The 17,481-nt window shown below is 70.1% G+C and carries 18 protein-coding genes and 3 pseudogenes; 10 read left to right on the top strand and 11 right to left on the bottom strand.

Annotation, left to right across the window (positions count from 1 at the left end):
* Positions 1 to 35: 35 nt before the first annotated feature.
* From ACIA8K_RS29620 to ACIA8K_RS29600, 5 genes and pseudogenes are all read right to left on the bottom strand, one after another.
* Entirely contained in the window at positions 36 to 254 is a 219-nt protein-coding gene (locus ACIA8K_RS29620) for a hypothetical protein (protein WP_396065060.1), read from the bottom strand.
* A 16-nt stretch (positions 255 to 270) separates the two neighbouring features.
* Positions 271 to 705, bottom strand: coding sequence for an IS3 family transposase (locus ACIA8K_RS29615; protein ID WP_396065120.1), 435 nt, complete (start codon positions 703 to 705; stop codon positions 271 to 273).
* A 2-nt stretch (positions 706 to 707) separates the two neighbouring features.
* Entirely contained in the window at positions 708 to 1,010 is a 303-nt protein-coding gene (locus ACIA8K_RS29610) for a transposase (RefSeq protein WP_396065058.1), read from the bottom strand.
* A 161-nt stretch (positions 1,011 to 1,171) separates the two neighbouring features.
* Positions 1,172 to 2,068, bottom strand: a complete 897-nt coding sequence (locus ACIA8K_RS29605; RefSeq protein WP_396065056.1) for a CPBP family intramembrane glutamic endopeptidase — start codon at positions 2,066 to 2,068, stop codon at positions 1,172 to 1,174.
* 637 nt (positions 2,069 to 2,705) lie between these two features.
* Positions 2,706 to 3,125, bottom strand: a pseudogene (locus ACIA8K_RS29600) (transposase); the annotation flags it as partial.
* Between the two features lie 35 nt (positions 3,126 to 3,160).
* On the opposite strand from ACIA8K_RS29600, the gene ACIA8K_RS29595 reads away from it, so the two are divergent.
* The gene (locus ACIA8K_RS29595) at positions 3,161 to 3,478 is read left to right on the top strand and encodes a transposase (protein ID WP_396065054.1); all 318 of its coding nucleotides are present in this window, start codon (positions 3,161 to 3,163) and stop codon (positions 3,476 to 3,478) included.
* A gap of 141 nt (positions 3,479 to 3,619) precedes the next feature.
* Here ACIA8K_RS29595 and ACIA8K_RS29590 read toward each other — a convergent pair whose 3' ends face one another.
* Complete coding sequence (locus ACIA8K_RS29590; protein WP_396065051.1) at positions 3,620 to 4,222, bottom strand: RICIN domain-containing protein; 603 nt, start codon at positions 4,220 to 4,222, stop codon at positions 3,620 to 3,622.
* 289 nt (positions 4,223 to 4,511) lie between these two features.
* Between ACIA8K_RS29590 and ACIA8K_RS29585 the strand changes: the two genes are divergently transcribed.
* The 3 genes from ACIA8K_RS29585 to ACIA8K_RS29575 all read left to right on the top strand — a co-directional run bounded on the left by ACIA8K_RS29585 (position 4,512) and on the right by ACIA8K_RS29575 (position 7,016).
* On the top strand, positions 4,512 to 5,531 hold the full coding sequence (locus tag ACIA8K_RS29585) for a LuxR C-terminal-related transcriptional regulator (RefSeq protein WP_396065048.1): 1,020 nt from the start codon (positions 4,512 to 4,514) through the stop codon (positions 5,529 to 5,531).
* A complete protein-coding gene (locus ACIA8K_RS29580) occupies positions 5,531 to 6,079 on the top strand; it encodes a hypothetical protein (RefSeq protein ID WP_396065046.1) in 549 nt (182 codons plus the stop codon). The genes ACIA8K_RS29585 and ACIA8K_RS29580 overlap by 1 nt, the downstream gene beginning before the upstream one ends.
* Positions 6,080 to 6,596: 517 nt before the next feature.
* Positions 6,597 to 7,016 (top strand): hypothetical protein, encoded by a 420-nt coding sequence (locus tag ACIA8K_RS29575; protein WP_396065044.1) that lies wholly within the window; start codon positions 6,597 to 6,599, stop codon positions 7,014 to 7,016.
* A gap of 125 nt (positions 7,017 to 7,141) precedes the next feature.
* Here the strand turns inward: ACIA8K_RS29575 and ACIA8K_RS29570 are convergent, their stop codons facing one another.
* Positions 7,142 to 7,267: a hypothetical protein gene (locus ACIA8K_RS29570; RefSeq protein WP_396065041.1), complete on the bottom strand. Its 126-nt coding sequence runs from the start codon at positions 7,265 to 7,267 to the stop codon at positions 7,142 to 7,144.
* A gap of 210 nt (positions 7,268 to 7,477) precedes the next feature.
* On the opposite strand from ACIA8K_RS29570, the gene ACIA8K_RS29565 reads away from it, so the two are divergent.
* The gene (locus ACIA8K_RS29565; protein ID WP_396065039.1) at positions 7,478 to 7,903 is read left to right on the top strand and encodes a hypothetical protein; all 426 of its coding nucleotides are present in this window, start codon (positions 7,478 to 7,480) and stop codon (positions 7,901 to 7,903) included.
* 56 nt (positions 7,904 to 7,959) lie between these two features.
* Here the strand turns inward: ACIA8K_RS29565 and ACIA8K_RS29560 are convergent, their stop codons facing one another.
* Together ACIA8K_RS29560 and ACIA8K_RS29555 are read right to left on the bottom strand one after the other, a co-directional pair.
* Positions 7,960 to 8,862: a glycosyltransferase family 8 protein gene (locus tag ACIA8K_RS29560; protein WP_396065036.1), complete on the bottom strand. Its 903-nt coding sequence runs from the start codon at positions 8,860 to 8,862 to the stop codon at positions 7,960 to 7,962.
* Positions 8,859 to 10,076, bottom strand: coding sequence for a DegT/DnrJ/EryC1/StrS family aminotransferase (locus ACIA8K_RS29555; RefSeq protein WP_396065034.1), 1,218 nt, complete (start codon positions 10,074 to 10,076; stop codon positions 8,859 to 8,861). The genes ACIA8K_RS29560 and ACIA8K_RS29555 overlap by 4 nt, the downstream gene beginning before the upstream one ends.
* Before the next feature lie 91 nt (positions 10,077 to 10,167).
* Between ACIA8K_RS29555 and ACIA8K_RS29550 the strand changes: the two genes are divergently transcribed.
* The 4 genes from ACIA8K_RS29550 (at position 10,168) to ACIA8K_RS29535 (ending at position 14,992) form a co-directional block, all read left to right on the top strand.
* A complete protein-coding gene (locus ACIA8K_RS29550) occupies positions 10,168 to 12,507 on the top strand; it encodes an ATP-binding protein (RefSeq protein ID WP_396065117.1) in 2,340 nt (779 codons plus the stop codon).
* Positions 12,504 to 13,835 (top strand): FAD-dependent oxidoreductase, encoded by a 1,332-nt coding sequence (locus ACIA8K_RS29545; protein ID WP_396065032.1) that lies wholly within the window; start codon positions 12,504 to 12,506, stop codon positions 13,833 to 13,835. The genes ACIA8K_RS29550 and ACIA8K_RS29545 overlap by 4 nt, the downstream gene beginning before the upstream one ends.
* A 249-nt stretch (positions 13,836 to 14,084) precedes the next feature.
* Positions 14,085 to 14,339: a sigma factor gene (locus ACIA8K_RS29540; protein ID WP_396065030.1), complete on the top strand. Its 255-nt coding sequence runs from the start codon at positions 14,085 to 14,087 to the stop codon at positions 14,337 to 14,339.
* On the top strand, positions 14,318 to 14,992 hold the full coding sequence (locus ACIA8K_RS29535; RefSeq protein ID WP_396065028.1) for a hypothetical protein: 675 nt from the start codon (positions 14,318 to 14,320) through the stop codon (positions 14,990 to 14,992). Before ACIA8K_RS29540 ends, ACIA8K_RS29535 begins: the two co-directional genes overlap by 22 nt.
* Before the next feature lie 684 nt (positions 14,993 to 15,676).
* On the opposite strand, the gene ACIA8K_RS29530 is transcribed toward ACIA8K_RS29535, so the two are convergent.
* Positions 15,677 to 15,973 (bottom strand): hypothetical protein, encoded by a 297-nt coding sequence (locus ACIA8K_RS29530; protein WP_396065024.1) that lies wholly within the window; start codon positions 15,971 to 15,973, stop codon positions 15,677 to 15,679.
* A gap of 129 nt (positions 15,974 to 16,102) precedes the next feature.
* Between ACIA8K_RS29530 and ACIA8K_RS29525 the strand changes: the two are divergent.
* A pseudogene (locus ACIA8K_RS29525) lies at positions 16,103 to 16,735 on the top strand (adenylate kinase family protein).
* 408 nt (positions 16,736 to 17,143) lie between these two features.
* Here ACIA8K_RS29525 and ACIA8K_RS29520 read toward each other — a convergent pair.
* A pseudogene (locus ACIA8K_RS29520) lies at positions 17,144 to 17,209 on the bottom strand (hypothetical protein); the annotation flags it as partial.
* Positions 17,210 to 17,481 lie beyond the last annotated feature (272 nt).

The following is a 17,481-nucleotide window of genomic DNA, read 5'->3' as shown; positions in this document are numbered from 1 at the left end:
GATCCAAATCCACCCCGCACATCACCCACGGAGAACTACATGATGCGCGATCGTCGTACCGCCGCCGGGTCTGTCGCCGCGCGAAACTCGACCTCGTTCTGACTGCACACCACCAGCAGATCCTGCCGACGCAGCGCCTCCTCAGGCGTCAATGAGCGCCGATCCCACCGCTGATCGATCGCCGGCAATGCCTTCGAGGCCAACTCCAGCAGCCGGTCTTCACGCACATACAACGCACGCGCCACGCCAGGCATCGCCGGCTTCGTCCGGTCAGCCTTCCCAGGTGTTGATGTAGGTGATGTCGCCGCACCAGCGGGTGTCGACGGCGGCCGCATCCACGGCGAAGTCGCGGTCGACCGGGTCCGGTCGGGCACCGGCGTGCGGGTCCGGGATCGTGGTGGTCTTCCAGCGGCGTGGACTTCTCCCGCGGACGCCGGCGGCGCGCATCCGCCGAGCGATGCGTTTACGGCCGTGCCGCAGCCCGGCCGCGGTCAGTTCGGCGTGGATGCGCGGCGCCCCGTAGGTGCCGTTTGACGCCTCGTGCACCGCGATAATCTGCTCGGTCAGCCGCTCGTCGACCCGGTCGCGGGTGGACCGCTCGCCGCGAGCGTGCTGGTAGTAGGCGGACCGGGAGACCTTGAGCAGCTCGCACGCGCGCTTGACGTTGTGCTTGCCGGCCTGCTCCGCCTCGATGAACGGGTACATGTTCACCGGGTCTCCCTCGCGAAGAAAGCCGTGGCCCGTTTGAGGATGTCGACGTCCTGCTGCAGCCGGCGGTTCTCCGCCCGCAACCGGGCCAGCCCGGCCCGCTCATCACCGGTCAGCCCGTCCGATCGGGTTCCGGCGTCAAGGTCGGCCTGCTTGACCCAGGACCGCACCGCGGTCTCGGTCAGATCGAAATCCCGCGCGACCTGACCGACCGTGCGGTCACCGCGCTGACACAACTCCACGATCTCGGCCTTGAACTCCGGCGTGAACACCCGCCGCGGCCCCGATCGCTTCTTCCCCACGCTCTCCATGATGCTGGACATACTCCCGGAGACCCCAGGTCCCCTGATCTTGGATGTCCGTCAAAACGGGTCAGGCCCACCGCCACTGGATTCACAGCTGTCTTCACCACGCTGGGCGAGCACTTCCCGTCATAACGATCCGGGGTGCTCGCACCGTCGACCTACCTCATCAGCTGAGTCCTCCGCTCGCTGTCGACCCCCTTCATCCGCATCTGCTCGACCGCCGTCGGTTTGGGCTTCGAGGTGACCAGCACGATGCTGGCGACCACTGTCAGTACCGCAACGGACATTCCCAGGGTCAGCGGGGCGTTGACGGATAGCAAGGTGATGGCGCCGTTGAGCCCGAAATGGACCATGACCGACGCTGCGACACCGGCGCGCTCGTAGGCGAAGCTCGTCAGTACGGTCAGCGGGTAGATGGCGAGCAGGAAGAACAGGCCTTCCCAGGTGTTCAGGCCCCAGAGGTTCTGGATGGTGTCGGGGATGAAGAACAGCGGCAGGTGCCATACCGCCCACACGGTGCCCAGAATCAGCATGGCGAGCAGCCGACCCATCCGGGCGCGCAGCCGCGGGTAGGCAGTGCCCCGCCAGCCGGGTTCCTCGGCAAGCGGGCCGGTCACGAGCGTGAGACCCACGAAGGCGAGCCAACCACCTGATTCCGCGACCACGTCCAGGCACGAGGTGAGGTCGAGCGCGGGACCGCCGAGCGCTGCGCTGATCAGCGCGCCCAGGCCCACGGAGCCGGCGCCCATCACCAAGGCGGGCAGCATCCAGGCGAGCCGCCAGCCCCGGGAGCGGACCGCGTGCGTGGGCGCCGGCTGGCGCCTACGGCGGTAGCGGACCACTGCGGCACCGATCAGCGGTCCGAAGCCGCCGAGTGCGAACAGCGCGACCGTGGGGAAGTCGTTGGCCGAACCACCGAGCTGAATCGCGATTGTCCAGGAGCCCCAACTCACCAGAAATGTGACAACGAGGTAGAGCAGAAGGCCACGCCGGGTGTACTTGTCGGCAGGGGCCACGTCGGCAACGGACGTGGGCTCCCGATGTGTCGTTCGCATGCTCCGAGTCTGCCGAAACGCCGACGTGACATCGATCTTGCTAGCCCCTGGCTCCAAGGTGAGGCTAGCCCCCGCTTCCGTACCGCAGTACGGGGCGCGGGGCGCTGGCTAGCACTAGGGGCACCGGGCCAAACGGGGACGCCATCGCGTGACGGCGTCATCTTCGTACTCGCTGGAGCCACGTAAGACCCGGCCGAGTTCTTGAAGCCCGGCCGCCTCGACCTCATGCAGCCGGCTCGCTCGTGCCACGCCTTCGGCCACGGCGCGCACCAATGTCTCGGCCCGCCCTGGCCCGCGTTGAGCTGCAGGTTGCCTACGGCACCCTCTACCGGCGCATCCCCACCCTCGCGCTTGCGGTGCCGTTCGAACATGCCGGAACCGCGATGGAGGGCGCAGGCCGACGGTTCGATTCCGTCAGGGCCGCCTTTCTTCGATGCGGATTTGAGCCGTCCCCGCAGAAACACCGCTGGAAAGCTGAACCGACTCACATGGGGCAAGTTGTCGAGGCTCGGTACTCGTTCGGCTGCGGCGATCGTGAGCATTTACTACGGTGCTGGCGTGATTGGCATCGCCTGGCAGGGCGCCCACACCGCCTCCAAACACGCGATCATCGGGCTGAGCAGAGCCCCGCTCGGGATTACTGTAGGGCCCCTAACTTTTTGAGGCGGCGCCAGCAGATGAGGGCGCAGGCGAGGGTGAGGAAGGCTTCGTGGATGTCGTCGCGGATTTCCCAGCGGATGCGTAGGCGGCGGAAGCCGTGCAGGTGGGAGATGGTTTGTTCGACGACCCAGCGCAGGGCGCCGAGGCCTGAGCCGTGGGCGGTGCCGCGCCGGGCGATCGCGGGATGGATGCCTCGTTCACGGACCTGGATGCGGTGCTTGGCGTGGTCGTAGCCGCGGTCGGCGAGGAGGTTACCCGGCTTGCGTCGGGGTCTGCCGGGCTTGCCGCGGATCGGTGGGATTGCGTCGATCAGGGGTAGGAGTTGGGTGACATCGTTGCGGTTGCCGCCGGTCAGGCGGACGGCGAGTGGAACACCGCCGTGTCCCGCACCGGGTTTGATGGATACATCGAAACCTGGGAGACGATGTAGCTATGCCGGCACCGAAGAAGTACCCGGATGAGTTGCGTGAGCGGGCGACCCGGTTGGCGGTCGAGGCCCGCCGGGATCCGGCTGCGTCGGTCGGGGCGATCCGGCGGATCGCCGACCAACTCGGAATCCATCCGGAGGTGTTGCGGGTGTGGGTGAAGCAGGCCGAGACCGATGCCGGGGACCGGCCGGGCACGACCAGCAGTGACGCCGAACGTCTCGCCGCTCCGGAGAGGGAGGTCCGTGAGTTGCGGCGGGCGAACCAGATCTTGAAGTCCGCGGCGACGTACTTCGCGGCGGATCTGGACCGTCCTTCGCGATGAAGGTCGCCTTCGTCGACTCCCAACAGGCCGAATACGGTGTCCAGCCGGTCCTGATGCAATGCCGGAGGCGCGACGTTTTGCGGTGTCGGGCGCGCCGAGGGCGCGTCGGCCGGGATGCCCGGACGACGCGCCCCATGCATGTCAGATCCACATAATCCGCTGGTTCGCCGCCGTGCCCGCGGGGTCACAGTCCCACTGCCCGACAGTCGCGCCGTTACCAGGGGCGAACCCGACGACGTCGATGCACTTGCGCGAGTGCTGCACCTGGAAGAACCAGCCCCCCACCCCGGAGTCGTACGCTCTGAACGTCTGGTTACTCCCGCCGTTGCACTCCCACTGACCGAAGGCAGCGCCGTTGGCTTGGCTGATGCCGACGAGGTCGAGGCACATCTGGGAATGTGCCACGCGCAGCTGGAATTCGTAGCCGTTGGGCTTCCAGGCGAACGTCCACGTCTGGTTCGGTTCGGTGCTGCACTGCCACTGAACCGCCGAGGCGCCCATCACGGGCGAAGAGTTGGGGATGTCGAGACACTTGCTGCTGTGCGAGAACGCCAGCCGGTAGCTGTCAGCCTCCGCCAGCCCGGCACGTTGCACCATGTCCCGCGTCAGGACCGTACCGGCCGGTGTGTCGGTCCCGCTGACGGGCGCGGCCGTCGCGGCGGCCGGCGCCGCCGCCACCCCGGTCATGGCCAGCGCGAACGCCGCCACCACGGCGGACCTGCGGATTGTTGAGCGCATCGACATTACCTTCTCCTGACGTGGTGCGATCTCCGTGGGCTTCCGCCGGGGTCGTCGAGCGCGGTGAGACCATCGGCCACGGACGAATGCGATGGCATTCCCTCGTTACCGCTCGCTCCCGGTGCGACCCCATTCCGCCATCCGGCAGCCGCGCCGTCGAGGTCCACTCGGGAATCGGCTGCGCAGATGCGCACCCCCGAAGACCGGTTGCGCAGATGAGCAACAAATCGGGTGAGCGGCCTTGGCACCGCGACCCGGACGCGGTTTGGTGGGGCTGTCACGGGGGAGGCGATTCATGAGTGTTGCCCAGGAAAGGGTCGTGCCGTGCCTTGGCCGCTGGGGCCTGTCCGCCCACGCGGACCTGGTCTATCGCGGGCTCGTGCTGCAGGGCCCGGACACCACCCGGTCGCTGGCCGGCCATCTCGGCGTCGAGGCCCGGCAGGTCGACCGGGCGCTGGACGAGTTGGTCGGCGTGGGCGCGGTGCGGGTCCGGACCGACGGCCGCACCCGGTACTGGCATCCGGTCGCCGGCGATGTGGTGGTGTCGATGCTGCACCGGCAGCGCGTCCCGGACGTGCGGGACGTGCGGCTGCGTCGGCATCTGGCAGCGGTCGCCGGTCTGCACCTGGACCGGCTGCCGGCCGAGTCGGTGAGCCGGCTGCCCAGCCGGGAGGCCGCGCGCGACCGGATCGCCGGGCTGGTCGCCGCGGAGCGCTGCGAACACCTGACGATCAACACGGAGTACGAGTTCAGCGCCGCGGCGTCCGCGGCCGCGTCGCCGCTGGACCGGTCGCTGCTGGCCCGGGGGGTTCGGCTGCGCACGCTCACGCCGCCGCCGCCGAGCGGTGATCACGCGGAGCCGCTGGCGGCCGGCGCCGAGCACCGGGAGCGGTCCGTGCTGCCGCTGAAGCTCATGGTCTTCGACCAGCGGGCCGCGCTGTTCCCGGCGGACCCGGCCGACCGCGAGGCCGGGGCCGTGCTCCTCACCGACCCGGACGCGGTGGCGCAGCTGACCCGGCTGTTCTATCGCTTCTGGGGTGACGCCCGCGACATCTACCAGCACAAGGCGCCCACCATCATGCTCAGCACCCGGGAACAGGCCATCATCGCGCTGCTCAGCGCCGGTCACAGCGAGGCCGCGATCGCCGCCGAGCTCGGCCTGAGCCGTCGCACCGTCGTCTACACGCTGCGCGCGCTGATGGACCGGCTCGGCGTGCAGAACCGGTTCCAGCTCGCCCTGCTGCTCGGCGCGGCCCGCGCCGTCCCGATACCCGAGGCGCCGCCACCGTCGCCTTGGCAACCAGAGGAGTCCTGATGCTTCGCAGATTCGCCGTGTTCCTCACGGCGCTGCTCGCCGTGCTCGCCGGCCCGGTGCCGGCCTCAGCCGCCGCTCCCGCGCCGTGGACGCTGGCGCCGTGCGCGACCGCCGCGCCGCCGGACGGCATCGCGCGGGACAGCGCGGTGGGCTGGTTCGTCATCACCGGCGGGCCCCTGGAGTGCGCGCCCACGGTCGACGGCGGCGGCGTCAGCCTGGTCGTGTACCGGCCGGACACGGATCTCGGCCAGTCCGCGGCATACCAGGCGCGGCTGTTCCAGACCATCAACGCGCGCCGTGGCTTCGGCATCGCGGCCATGACGGCAGTGCCCGGCGAGTATGGCGTCTGCCTCCTCGCCGGCGAGCACGAGCGGATCACCTGCGTCCGGGTGATCGTGGCCGAGAACCGGGTCTCCGCCACGATCACACCGCTGGATATCAACGATCCGCTGGTCGCCAAGGAGGCGACGATCACGCCGTTCGCCGGCCAGGTCAGCCCGCCACAGCGTCCGGGCCAGCCGAACCCGACCTGCGGCACCTGCTTCTGACCGAACGTCCAAAAACGATCACACGGTACGCCGTGCACGCCCCCGCTCGGACTCGCCGAACCGGGCCGGCATCGCGGTGACCTAAGCCGCGTCGCGAATCTGATGCCGGTAGCGCCGCCGTGGCGTCTCCGGTCAGCGATGTCCGAATGCCTCGCCGACCTCGTGGGCCGCGTCCTTCACCTGCTCGCCCGCTTGATGGGCGCGGGCTTCGGTCGACTCGACGGCGCCTTCGGCCTGCCGGCGACGATCGGCGTGCCGACCGGGAAGGCCACCGTGTCCGTGCGGGACAGCACCGGCCCAGCTGACACCAACCGTTGCCCGCTCCTCATGGCCTCATCCAAAACCGCGAGTTCGATGAGGACGTGCAGCTGTTCCACGGGCGTCCGGTGCTCACTCTACCGGATTAGTCCATCCGCCCGAAGTAAAGGCCGAATGGCGGAATCCGCAAGCATTCCTGGAGCATTAGTTTGCTTATCGGTGACATTTTGCGGCCTTCGATTCAGCCAAGGATGGGAACATGAAGTCGAGCATTCAGTGTCGCATCAAGCGGAGCGGGCGCATGTCCGCCGCAGCTGCCGCAGCCGTCGTCATGACACTCTCCTCGCTGCTCGCGGCGGCTCCGGCGAGCGCGGCGACGGGTTCAATCTACGTGTCACTGCCGACGTGGCTAGGAAACTGTCCGCTCGGCGGATCCGTCAAGTACGTCGGCATGTCGAGCTATTCGGGTAGCACGAGCGGATACAGTTCCGACTCCGGCGACGACCTGGCTTACCTGCGGGTCGGAATCAACGAAAGTGTGCAGCTGGTCGGCCAGGGGATCTGTTTCAAGAGCGGTCGCCCGCCCCAGTACAACACCCCGGTCGTCAACGTGGTCGTCCGGCCGACGCGGCACGGCCAAACCTTCTGGGTCGGGCCCGGCGGCGTCCGGAGCAATTGACCACCGAGCCGGGCACAGCAAACGATATGCCGCCCGCCGCGCGCTGAGATCCCGGACGGCCCGGGCGGGCGTTGGACGTTCGCTGGGCGATCAGGTCAGCGCCATACACGTAGTACCCGGATCGTTTACGGCTGTCCACCGTGGCCTGGGGTGCGGGTGCGGTACGGGATATGCGTGCTGTCACCGAACGCGCCGTCCGCGTGCGGGTCGGCCTGAAGGCTGCCGCCGTGGGCGGCGACTCGTTCGCGCATGCCGCGCAGTCCGTGGCCGGTTCCTCCTATCACCACCGTCTGGGGGCGACCGCGGCGAGAGACTGGTCGACGTCCAGGAGGCGTCCAGCGCAACAGGGAACTCGACATGGTCATGAATGGTTGGCGTGGTGCGCGTACTCGTAGCCTCAACTGAGCGCCGACGTGCCGAACAGGCCTGCGGAGATTTCTTGTGGTGAAAGCCTAGGCTGGATGCGGAAGTCAGACTGGGAGGCACGGATGGAGCCGATAGACCTGGCCGGCGTCGTTGTGGGAGCCCTGACGGCTCTCTCCACCGGGGTGGCCTCCGGCGTCGCGCAGCGGATGGTCGCCGGCGGCGACCGGCTGGCGGAGGTGGTGCGGCGGCGTTTCGCCGATGATCCGGGGACGCTTGAGATGGTGGATGAGGTGACCACCGCGCCGACCGAGGTGGCTGAGGAGCGGCTGACGTTGCGGCTGGTTCGGCAGATCACCGCCGACCCGGCGTTCGCGGCGGCGTTGCGGGAGGCGCTGGGCGAGTCTAGCCCTACCATCGTCCAGGCGAACGAGAGTGGCGCGGTCGCGGCCGGCGATGTGCGCATCTCCGGCCGGTACGCGGCGGGTCGCGACCTTCACGTGGGCGGTCCGGACGCGAGCTGACCGCGGTCACGGTCCTGGTGACGTCGGGTCACCGCCGGCAGAGCGGTGGCCCGGGATCAGGAATGAGCCGCAGGACGTACCGTGCCGCTGATCGCCGGGACCGGCAACCCCGCCGTCTCGATCATCGACGCCGCCTCGGCCGCGACCGCGTGCCATCGATCTCGCAGCGGCCCGGCCGGAAACGCGTCGGTCCACGGCTTGGCCTCGGTGGCGTAGTGCATGACGAACGGCGCCCGTTCGAGATCCAGCTGGTAAGCGGCAGGCATGTACCGTTCGCCGTGAAAGGTGAAGTCCAGGCGCTGCTGTACGGCGCTGACCGGCATGACGTTCCACCTCGGGTCGAGCAGCTCGAACCGGCCGCCGATGAGGTAGTTGAGGGTGTCCTGGTCGCCGAAGAGCGGCCGCCAGCCGGGGTCTGCGATCAGCTCGGCTGCCCGTTCGGTAAGCCGTTCGGCTCGCCAGCGGGCCACGTCGATGGCGAGCAGGCCGGAGTTGAAGTACGGGAACTCCGGTGCCCGGCCGCCGAGTGGGAACCGGTTGGTCTCCACGTGCCGGCTGCCCAGTTCGGGAATGTACGGGTCGCGTGCCGCCGCGATGGGATAGTCGTGCCCGATCTGCCGCAGCAGGGTGTGCACACTGACGCAGGCGAGCATGTCGGAGTCCAGGTAGAGCAGCCGCTCCGCGTCGATCAGGTCCGGGGCGGCGATCCGGGCGTACCCCATCGGTGTGATGTATCCGATCCGCATGTCGGGGAAGCCGAAGTCCCGCTGAATGACGGTCACCTCCGCCGGGCCGGCGGCCGCGTGCAGAGCCAGCAGGGAGTCGGGGGACACGCTCGGGTCGGTGAGCAGATGGATGCGGAGCGGCTCCGCGGAACGCCACGTGCGCGCGAGTGACCGGACCGCCACACAGGTGGGCCAGACGTAGCGGGCGTCGAGGCAGAGGACGACGCTGTTCATCGTTCGTTCACCAGCCGCCGGAACGTCTTCTTCTCGGTGACCAGAATCTTCTCGAACACGCGGGCGATCCTCCGCATCGTGGCCGGGGTGTGCGGCGGGCCGATCGGGCAGGTGCTGTGGCCGATCACCAGACGGCGGGCGCAGATGTCCTCGGCGACCGGAAATCGCGCCGATGTCCGGAAGAGCCGGTGCCGGGGCAGTGGCTTCGTCTGCCAGCGGCTGATCGGCAGACCCTCCGCGGTGGCGGCCTCGCGGAGCACGTCCCGGAAGGCGGGGATGTGCTCCGCGCCCATCTCCAGCTCTTCCGGCACCACCAGCAGCGGGTAGAGGAAGTAGACGTGGGTGCGGTCGTCCGGCACCGTCGGCAGCCGCAGCCCGGGAATCCCGGCCAGCGCTTCGGTCAGTGCGGCGCCGTTGGCCGTCCTCGCCCCGGACATCTCGCGCAGGCGGCTCAGCTGGGAGCGGGCAAAGGCGGCGCCGAGCACATGAATCCGGTAGTTCCAACCGATCGACATCACCTCGGGCATGTCACCGGCCGCCGCGTCCGGGTCCTCGCCGAAGGTCATAAGCGCCTGAGCCCTGCGGAATCCCTCCCGGTCGGCAGTGCAGAACAGGCCCGCCTCGCCCAGCGAGGAGAGCGTCTTGGATCCGTTCAGACTGAGCCCCGCCGCGTCGCCCAGCACTCCCACCGGTCGGCCCCGGTACGTCGCCCCGTGTGCCTGCGCCCCGTCCTCCACCACGGCAAGCCCGATCCGGCCCAGGGCGTCGTAGCCAGCGGGTAGACCGTGCAGGTCGACCGGGAGCACCGCCCGAGTCAGCGGGGTGACCGCCGACGCGGCGAGCACGGGGTCGATCGTGTAGGTCATCGGGTCGCTGTCCACGAAGACCGGTCGTGCGCCCGCGTGCAGCACCGCCTGTGCGGTCGCCCCGAACGTGTCGGCCGGCACCAGAACCTCGTCACCGGGGCGTACCCCCGCGGCGGTCAATGCCATGTGCAGCGCGGCCGTCCCCGAGTTGACGGCCAGCACGTACGGTGCCCCGGTCAGTTCCGACCAGGCCTCCTCCAGCTCGGTCGCGGCTCTCATCGGCCATCGCCACGGCGTTGCGTCCCGCAGCGCCGTCACCACCGCGGCCTCGTCCTCCGCCGTCACTCCCGGCCAGCCGCGCAGCTCATCGGGGCGGAGAACCGGGGGTCCGCCGAGCAGTGCCAGCACCGGGCCTCCGGCCGTTGTGGAGTGCGAGATCGTATCGCAGACTATTTTTTGGCATTGGGCGGCGACTATGCAAGCAGAATGGAACGTGTCGATGGTCGAATTGCACGGGGACGGCTCCGGCGCGCTCGCTGGGCGGGACACCACCGTCACCGGGGACTACGCCGCCGGGCGCGACATCGTGATCAGCAACCTGGTGCCGCCCCGCGCCGCGCCGTTCACCGCGCCGCTCGACGTCGCAGTCTTCGCCGACCGGGCGGCGGAGACCAGCGAGATCGTGGGCATGTTCGGCGACACCGGCACCATGGTGCTGGTGAACCTGTTCGGTCCCGGCGGGGTGGGTAAGTCCGCGCTGGCGATCCGCGCCGCCCACCGGCTTCGCGACCGATTTCCCGACGGCATCCTCTATGCCGCCTTCGGCTCCGAGTCCCGGCACACCGTCGACGTACTCGCCGAGTTCCTCCACCTGCTCGGTCACCGGGCCGAGGGCGCCACCGAGGACCGCATGGTCGCCGAGTTCCGGACGGTGGTGGCCGGTCGACGGGTCCTGGTCGTGCTCGACGGTGCGGCCTCGGCAGCCCAGATCATCCCGCTGCTGCCCAGCACAGCCGGTTCCGGCGCGATCGTGACCAGCCGTCCGCCGCTGGCCGCCCTGTCCGGCGCCGAGCTGATCGAGGTGCCGGTGCTGCCCGAGGCAGACAGCGTGGCACTGCTCGGCAGCCTCGCCCGGGTGCGGATCGACGCGGCGAACGTCGATCAGGCGGCCCGGCTGGCACACATGTGCGGCCGGTTGCCACTGGCGTTGCGCGTCGCCGGTGCGAAACTGAGGACCAGGGCGGACTGGGACATGGGCCGGCTGGCTGACCGGATGGTAGCGGCCGTCAACCGCCTCGACATCCTCCGGATTGGGGACCTTGAGGTGCGCGCGACACTCCTGACCAGCTACTCCGACCGGGATCCCGACGAGCAACGGGCACTGCGGGCGCTGGCACTGACCGACGGCGACGAGTTCGCGGGCTGGGTCCTGGCTCCGCTCCTCGAGGTGAGCGCGGCCAGGAGCGAGCGGCTCGTGGACCGGCTGGTCTACGCGCAGCTCGTGCTCGTCACCCGGGTCGACGGCACCGGCCAGACCCTCTATCGCCTGCACGACCTGGTCCATGACCTGGCCCGCGAGCTGCTGATGAGCACCGAGTCCGCCGCCGAGCGCACCGCAATGCTGGATCGGCTCAACGACCGCTACCTCGACCTGGTCGAGACCGCGGCCCGCGCGCTGCGCGAACATGGTTCGGGCGGCCGTACGACGGTTCCGTTCGATCCCGGCCCCGACGACGAGTTCGCAGGCCTTCGCCGGGAGATCGCGTCAGCCCCGGTCACGTGGTTCGCGGCCGGTCGGGACGGCATCCTGGCGAGCCTGCGCCGGGTCGCGCGGGACGGCCGGATGGATCGGGTCGACCGGTTCGCCGGCGCGATGCTCGCCCTGCTCATCCTCACCCCGTTCGCCGAGGATCGGATCCAGGTGCACCGGCTGGTCCTGGAGGCGAGTGGCCGGGCCGGCGACCGGGCCCGGCTGGCCGGCGCTCAGCGCGACCTGGGCCGTGCCTTCCGGGACTTCGGCCGCTACCCGGAGTCCCGCGAGCACCTGGAAGCCGCAATCGACGGCTACCAGCAGCTCGGTGACGCCCAAGCGCTGGCCGAGACCCGACTGATCTACGCGGTGCTGCTCCGGTCGGTGGGCGAGAACCAGGCCGCCCGGGAGTTGACGGTCGCCTCGCTCGCCCACTTCGAGGCGACCGGGGAGCAGGGCTGGCAGGCTTACGCCCACCGCACGCTCGGCGTGGTGCACCGCGACCAGGCCGACTGGCCCGCGGCCACCGCCTCGTTCGAACGAGCGCTGGAGCTGTTCCGTGCCGTCGGCGACCGGCACCGCGAGGGTGTCTGCCTGGTCCACTACGGTAGCGCGCTGCGCCAGCAGGGCGATCCGGGCCGGGCGCTCGCCCTCTACGCCCAGGCCAAGGACATCTTCGCCGCGCTCAGCTTCCCGCTCTGGGAGGCGATCGCCCAGGTGCACCGGGCGGCGAGCCTGCTGGATCTGGGCGTGCGCGAGGAGGCCGGCGACCTGCTCGACCGCGCGCTGCGCACCTTCGTCGAGATCGGTGACCTGCGCTGGGCCGACATCGCCGAGTATCACCGGGCCCGGCGCGACCTGGTCGCCGGCGACGTGGCCGGCGCCGTGCCCAGACTGGAACGGTCGGCGGCCCGGTTCCGCGAGCTCGGCGATCCGTACAGCGAGTCGCTGGTGCTGCTCACCCTGGGGAAGGCCCAGACGCCGGGTCAGGCATCCCGGTTCACCCTGCAGCGATTGATCGAGAACGCCCGCCGCCTGGGCAACCCGGAGTTGGAGGGCGCTGCCGCACGCCTCCTGGATAGCCGATGACCGGCGCGGACGTGGTGATCGTCGGCGGCGGCCTGGCTGGTCTTGAGGTCGCCCGGCACCTGACCGGGCGGCGAGTGCGCGTCGTCGAGGCCGGCCCGGACGCGGGACCGGTGCACGTCAACGCGGCCGGCGGCCCGGTGTCGCCGCTCCAGACCTGGCTGGAGCCCGGTCTCGACCCATACTTCTGGAGGCCCTGGCAGACGGCCCGGCCGCCTCACTACGCCGGGGTCGCCGGGCTGCGGCGCCGACTCGGCGGCCGGTCGCTCTACTGGCAGGGCGTGACGCTGCCGATCGAATCGTGGGCCCTGGGTGACTGGCCCCAGGAGATCGTTCGCGACCTGACCGGCTCGTTCCGCGGCGGCCCGTCGCTGTACGACCGCGTCCTGGCGGACCTGGACTCCTGGCGTGGCGGCTACACGCCCGCAGGTCCAAAGAAGATCACCATCGGCGGGTACGAGTTCTGCCGCACACCCCGGGCGATCCGGCCCGCGGGGGTGGGCTGGGAGGCGTACAGCGCGCTGAACGCTGGCTTCCGTCCCGACGCGTCGCTGGGCTCCGCCGTGGAACAGGTGCTGACCTCCGGCGGCCGGGCCGTCGGAGTGCGGCTGGCCGGCGGCGACCGGATTTCGTGCGACACAGTGGTCCTGGCCGCGGGGACCGTGGAGAACGCGCGTCTCGCCGCCGGGCTGTCCGTGCCGGCCTCGCCGTACCCCATCGTGGACAAGATCACCCAGGGCTTCACCGTAGCCGTCCCGCCGTCGGCGCCCCTGCCTCCCGGCGGCGCCTACGTCTGGCGGGGAAACGCCAGCCTCCGGACGAACGTGCTGCTCAACGTGGACGCCGGGCCCGCCGCTGTGGTGATCAACGTCGGCGCGATGGGCGAGCAGCTCGTGGACCCGGCCGGTGTCGTCCGTCCGCCGGTGGTGCACCCCGCGCTCGGGCCGGACGACGTATCGCTCGTGGCACAGCAACGGAGCCTGCTTCGCGAAATCTGGTGCGACCTCGCCGGCCTCCTCGCCCTCGAGCCGGTGGACCTGACCTTCCCGGACTTCGCCACCGCCGAACGAACGCTGGAGATGGTGCTGCCGGACATGCACGGTCCCGTGCCACCGCGTACCCCGGTGACCTGGTCACGGGCGATCGGCACGGAATATCACGAGGCGGGAACGCTAGCCTTCGGACATCTGCTCGGGAACGGCCACGATCTTCAAGGGGTACGCGGGGTGCACGTCGCCGGCCCGGCCGCCTTCCCCCGCAGCGGTGCTGCCAACCCGTCGCTGACCACTCTCGCGCTCGCCCGCCGCCTCGCCGCCGTGCTCACCGATTGACTGACGCCAACGACCTGTCACCAAACGACAGGGGCGGTAATCGTGGATCAGAACACGAGGGCGTGCACTTGACTGCGGGAGAACCGCTGCGTGAGCAAGGTGCCATATCGAACCGGTCCGGCAGCTGGTCCGCCTGACCACCAGCAACGGCGTCGCGGTACGCCTGGCCGAGCTCTTCATGCCCTGATCGCCGCGAGAACCTGACGTGTGGTGTCTACGCGCGGGCATCCGTACCGCGTTTCATAGGGCGTGACGTTCGATGAGTACGTGCTCGCGCGGGGCCCGGGCCTGGTGCGGTTCGCGCGTCTGCTGACTGGCGACGAGCATCGGGCCGAGGACCCGGTGCAGGACGTGCTGGCCAGCGCCTACGTCCGGTGGCGCCGGGTGGGCGGCCTGGACCGGCCCGATCTCTACGTGCGGCGCATGGTGATCAATACGCACCTCTCGTGGCGGCGCCGCCTGGCTTCGAGCTGGCGAGTGTCGTGCGTAACGATCTCGAGCTGAGCGTGACGCTGGCGCGGACCGTGCCGGAGCTGCCGGAGGACACCATGCTGGCCGGCGCGGGGCCGGACGACCACCTGCCCGATCCGGTCGGCGTCGAGGTGTCCGGCCGTCCGGCGACCGTGCGCACCGTCGAGGGGTGGCGCCACGGCGAGGGCACCGGGCCGAATCTGTACGTGTTCACCTGGCAGCCTGCGGACGGGTTCTGGGCGCGGGCCGAGATGCAGACCACCAGCCTGGATCAGGCGCTCGACCACCTCGGGAAGGTCCGGTTCGACCAGACCCGGCGATGCCTGCTGGCGATCCGGCCCGGCCACCTGCCCACGGGGATGAGCGTGGTGGAGCGGATCGTCAGCCTCCAGACGGACCCGGTGCAGGGCCTCCGCGTCTCCAGCGACTTCACGATCTCCGGCGGGGGGCGCGAACTCAGCCTGCGTACCAGCGACTACGCCAATCGCACCCGGCTGACGACGACGCGCGAGCCGAACTTCGTGTCCGAGGACGAGACCGGCAACGACTGGACGATGGCCTACGGCGGCCGGGCGATCAGCGTGTCGAACCCGCACCGCGACGGCGCGTTCTCGAAGGAGGAGGTGATGAGGATCGTCGACGGTCTCCGGTTCGCCGACCGGATCGACGACCCTCGCACCTGGTGAACCTACAACCGCCCCGCCTCGACGATCCGGCGCAGGAACCTTGAGGGCTGCCGAAGACCCGCTCGGGCGGCCCCCTCGACCTCGGCGCTCCGGCCGCCGGCTGCGCCGCGTCGGCCGCCCGCCCTCCGCCGCCGGTTCCGCCGGCGCGGCATGACGCGAGCGCCGCGGCGGGCCGGCTTGATCGCGCGGTTCTCGTTCCGCGGTCTTTCCCAAGGGCCGGCGAGGGTACGCGAAGGTGCCCTGCGGATCCGCTTCGTCAGAGGTCTTCGCGTCCCGCGTCGCAAAGCCGGGGTAGCCGCCCGACGCCGACTCCGACGCGGTGACCTGCCGGGAGGTACGGCGCCGGCCACGACTCGACGGCTCCGGCGCGGAGGGTCACTCCCATCCGTACCCGCGGACGGGTCTGTGGGTCTAACCGGGAGCGTCAGCGCGTTCGCCGGTCTGGGTGCGCTGACCTCTGGGCAGTCTCCGCGGCACGAACAGCCGCTACTTCGTGTCGGCGAAGCTCCGGCGTCGGCTGGATGCGCTGGTACGTCGGGGCCTCCCGCGCGATGACCGGCCGCGCCGGGCGTCAGCGCTTCGGCGGGGCGGGGTCTACGGCCGATCGGCTGAGACCTTGCGGGGCACGGTGGGCGGGGCCGTCGCGCCGCCGCCACCGTGACGCCGTCGGTGTCCGTGACTGGGTCAGCGGCCGGCGGGCGGCGGGTCCGAGATCAGATCGCCGGTGTCGCTGACCAGGCCGGGGGCCATACTGCCGCCGTGGGCCTCCTGCGGGTCCGGCTCGTCGGAGTCCGAGTTCGTGGCGGCCTCGCCCTCGCCCGGGGTGCGGTGGCGGTTGATTGCGGCGGCCACGCTGGCCGGGCCGGCCGTGCCACCGGTGGTGGTCATGACGCCCGGGTTCTGCGGGGTGCCGCCGTTACGCAGCGCCTCCAGATCGGTGTGCCGGTCAAGGGTGCTGTCGGTCTGGGTCTCGTCGCTCATGCGACTTGGTGTGCCCGTACCTGAGCGGGTCAAACACGCCGGTCAGGGCTTATGCGTGACCACTCCGGGACCACCGCATCGACCGTCTGGGGTATCCGCCGTTCACCGGGACGCCAATAGGATCTGCCGATGAGGATCGCGATGATCGGCGCACCCGGAAGCGAGTGCGAGTCGATCGCAGCGCTGCTGGCCGACCGGCTCGGCGTCCCGCCGATCGCGATCAGGGACCTCTTCGCGGCCGAGGCTGCGGCCGGCAGTGCGCTCGCCGCCATCGCACCCCGGCACATGAACGCCGGAGAGCTCGTTCCCTCCCGCATCCTGGCGGCGATGCTGGGATAACGGCTGACCAGGCCGGATGTGGCGCATGGGTACGTCATCGCCAATTTTCCCGTGACGGGTCTGGAACCGCCGGCCCTCGATGACCTGCTCCGTGAGCGCAACACGCCGTTGAATCGCGTCGTGCACCTGCACGTGCCCGATGCCGAAGTCCTGCGCCGGCTCTCCGGCCGTCGCATGTGCTCTGGATGCGGCCGTCCCTGGCACGTGGAATCGGCACCGACGCTCAAGGCCGGGATCTGCGACCACTGTGGCGGCGAGACGCGCCAGCGCGAAGCCGACCACACCGAGCTGATCGCGGTCCGTCTCGGCGCCTACCGGCGATCCGCAGCCCCCGTCCTGGACCACTACGACCGGCTCGGCATATTGCGTGTCGTCGACGCCACGCTGCCGGTCTTTCGCCTCCTCGACGAGGCCCTCATCTGACGGAACGAGCGACGTCGAGGACTGCCACACCGGCGCCTCACGGCACCGACCGGATCCGGCGTCGGCCGGAGGTTGAGGTCGTGGCTAGTGGGCTGTCCACGAACGTTTGCCAGGGCTGTGGTTAGGCGGCGATCTGGACGCATGGCCTGCCCCAGCGGTGTTGGCGTGCGCTGCGGATGCGGGCGCGTTCACGTCGTTGGGCGGCGAGGACGTCGGGGTGGCGGGCGTGGGCGTTCCGCCGGCGCTGTCGCGGCGGGCCCCGGCGGCGTGCTGATGCGCCCGCGCGGTGGTCGAGTCGACCGACACATTCCACACGATGCGGCCTGTCGCCTCGGCCACAGCCCGCAGGCAGGCCAGGATCTGCGCCCAGGTCCCGTCCCGCTGCCACCTGCGAAACAGCGCATACGCCGCCGACCAGGAGCCGTAACACGACGGAATGTCCCGCCACGAACTCCCGGCACGCACCCCCCCCATCGGATAGCGTCGATCACCGTCCGCCGCGACCTGCCCGGCGGACGGCCAGAACGCCGCTGGTCAGAGACAAGAAGCAACGGCGACAGACGCGCCCACTGCCCGTCGCCCAGATCATGCCGCCGCAGCACCGATAAGGTGTCCACCAGGTCTCCGGTATTCAGAGTTTTCTTGGTCGAAAAACCTTCTACCGGAGACCTCGCTTGCGTTCAGCGACAACACGCCGCAAGCCTCGCTCGACTTCGATACAGGCTCTAGTAGCGCAGGGGTGACGA

Source organism: Catenuloplanes sp. NPDC051500 (genome assembly GCF_044454585.1).
Lineage (GTDB): Bacteria > Actinomycetota > Actinomycetes > Mycobacteriales > Micromonosporaceae > Catenuloplanes.
The sequence above is the reverse complement of the archived record's forward strand: the minus strand, read 5'-3'. Positions and strand labels throughout refer to the sequence as shown.

Excerpts from the sequence above, each read along its gene's own strand:
- ACIA8K_RS29580 (WP_396065046.1), top strand. The coding sequence starts at position 5,531 with ATGCTTCGCAGATTCGCCGTGTTCCTCACGGCGCTGCTCGCCGTGCTC.
- ACIA8K_RS29570 (WP_396065041.1), bottom strand. The coding sequence starts at position 7,267 with ATGCGCGAACGAGTCGCCGCCCACGGCGGCAGCCTTCAGGCCGACCCG.
- ACIA8K_RS29575 (WP_396065044.1), top strand. The coding sequence starts at position 6,597 with ATGAAGTCGAGCATTCAGTGTCGCATCAAGCGGAGCGGGCGCATGTCC.
- ACIA8K_RS29545 (WP_396065032.1), top strand. The coding sequence starts at position 12,504 with ATGACCGGCGCGGACGTGGTGATCGTCGGCGGCGGCCTGGCTGGTCTT.
- ACIA8K_RS29550 (WP_396065117.1), top strand. The coding sequence starts at position 10,168 with ATGGTCGAATTGCACGGGGACGGCTCCGGCGCGCTCGCTGGGCGGGAC.
- ACIA8K_RS29530 (WP_396065024.1), bottom strand. The coding sequence starts at position 15,973 with ATGAGCGACGAGACCCAGACCGACAGCACCCTTGACCGGCACACCGAT.
- ACIA8K_RS29620 (WP_396065060.1), bottom strand. The coding sequence starts at position 254 with ATGCCTGGCGTGGCGCGTGCGTTGTATGTGCGTGAAGACCGGCTGCTG.
- ACIA8K_RS29585 (WP_396065048.1), top strand. The coding sequence starts at position 4,512 with ATGAGTGTTGCCCAGGAAAGGGTCGTGCCGTGCCTTGGCCGCTGGGGC.
- ACIA8K_RS29595 (WP_396065054.1), top strand. The coding sequence starts at position 3,161 with ATGCCGGCACCGAAGAAGTACCCGGATGAGTTGCGTGAGCGGGCGACC.
- ACIA8K_RS29590 (WP_396065051.1), bottom strand. The coding sequence starts at position 4,222 with ATGTCGATGCGCTCAACAATCCGCAGGTCCGCCGTGGTGGCGGCGTTC.
- ACIA8K_RS29605 (WP_396065056.1), bottom strand. The coding sequence starts at position 2,068 with ATGCGAACGACACATCGGGAGCCCACGTCCGTTGCCGACGTGGCCCCT.
- ACIA8K_RS29560 (WP_396065036.1), bottom strand. The coding sequence starts at position 8,862 with ATGAACAGCGTCGTCCTCTGCCTCGACGCCCGCTACGTCTGGCCCACC.
- ACIA8K_RS29565 (WP_396065039.1), top strand. The coding sequence starts at position 7,478 with ATGCGGAAGTCAGACTGGGAGGCACGGATGGAGCCGATAGACCTGGCC.
- ACIA8K_RS29615 (WP_396065120.1), bottom strand. The coding sequence starts at position 705 with ATGTACCCGTTCATCGAGGCGGAGCAGGCCGGCAAGCACAACGTCAAG.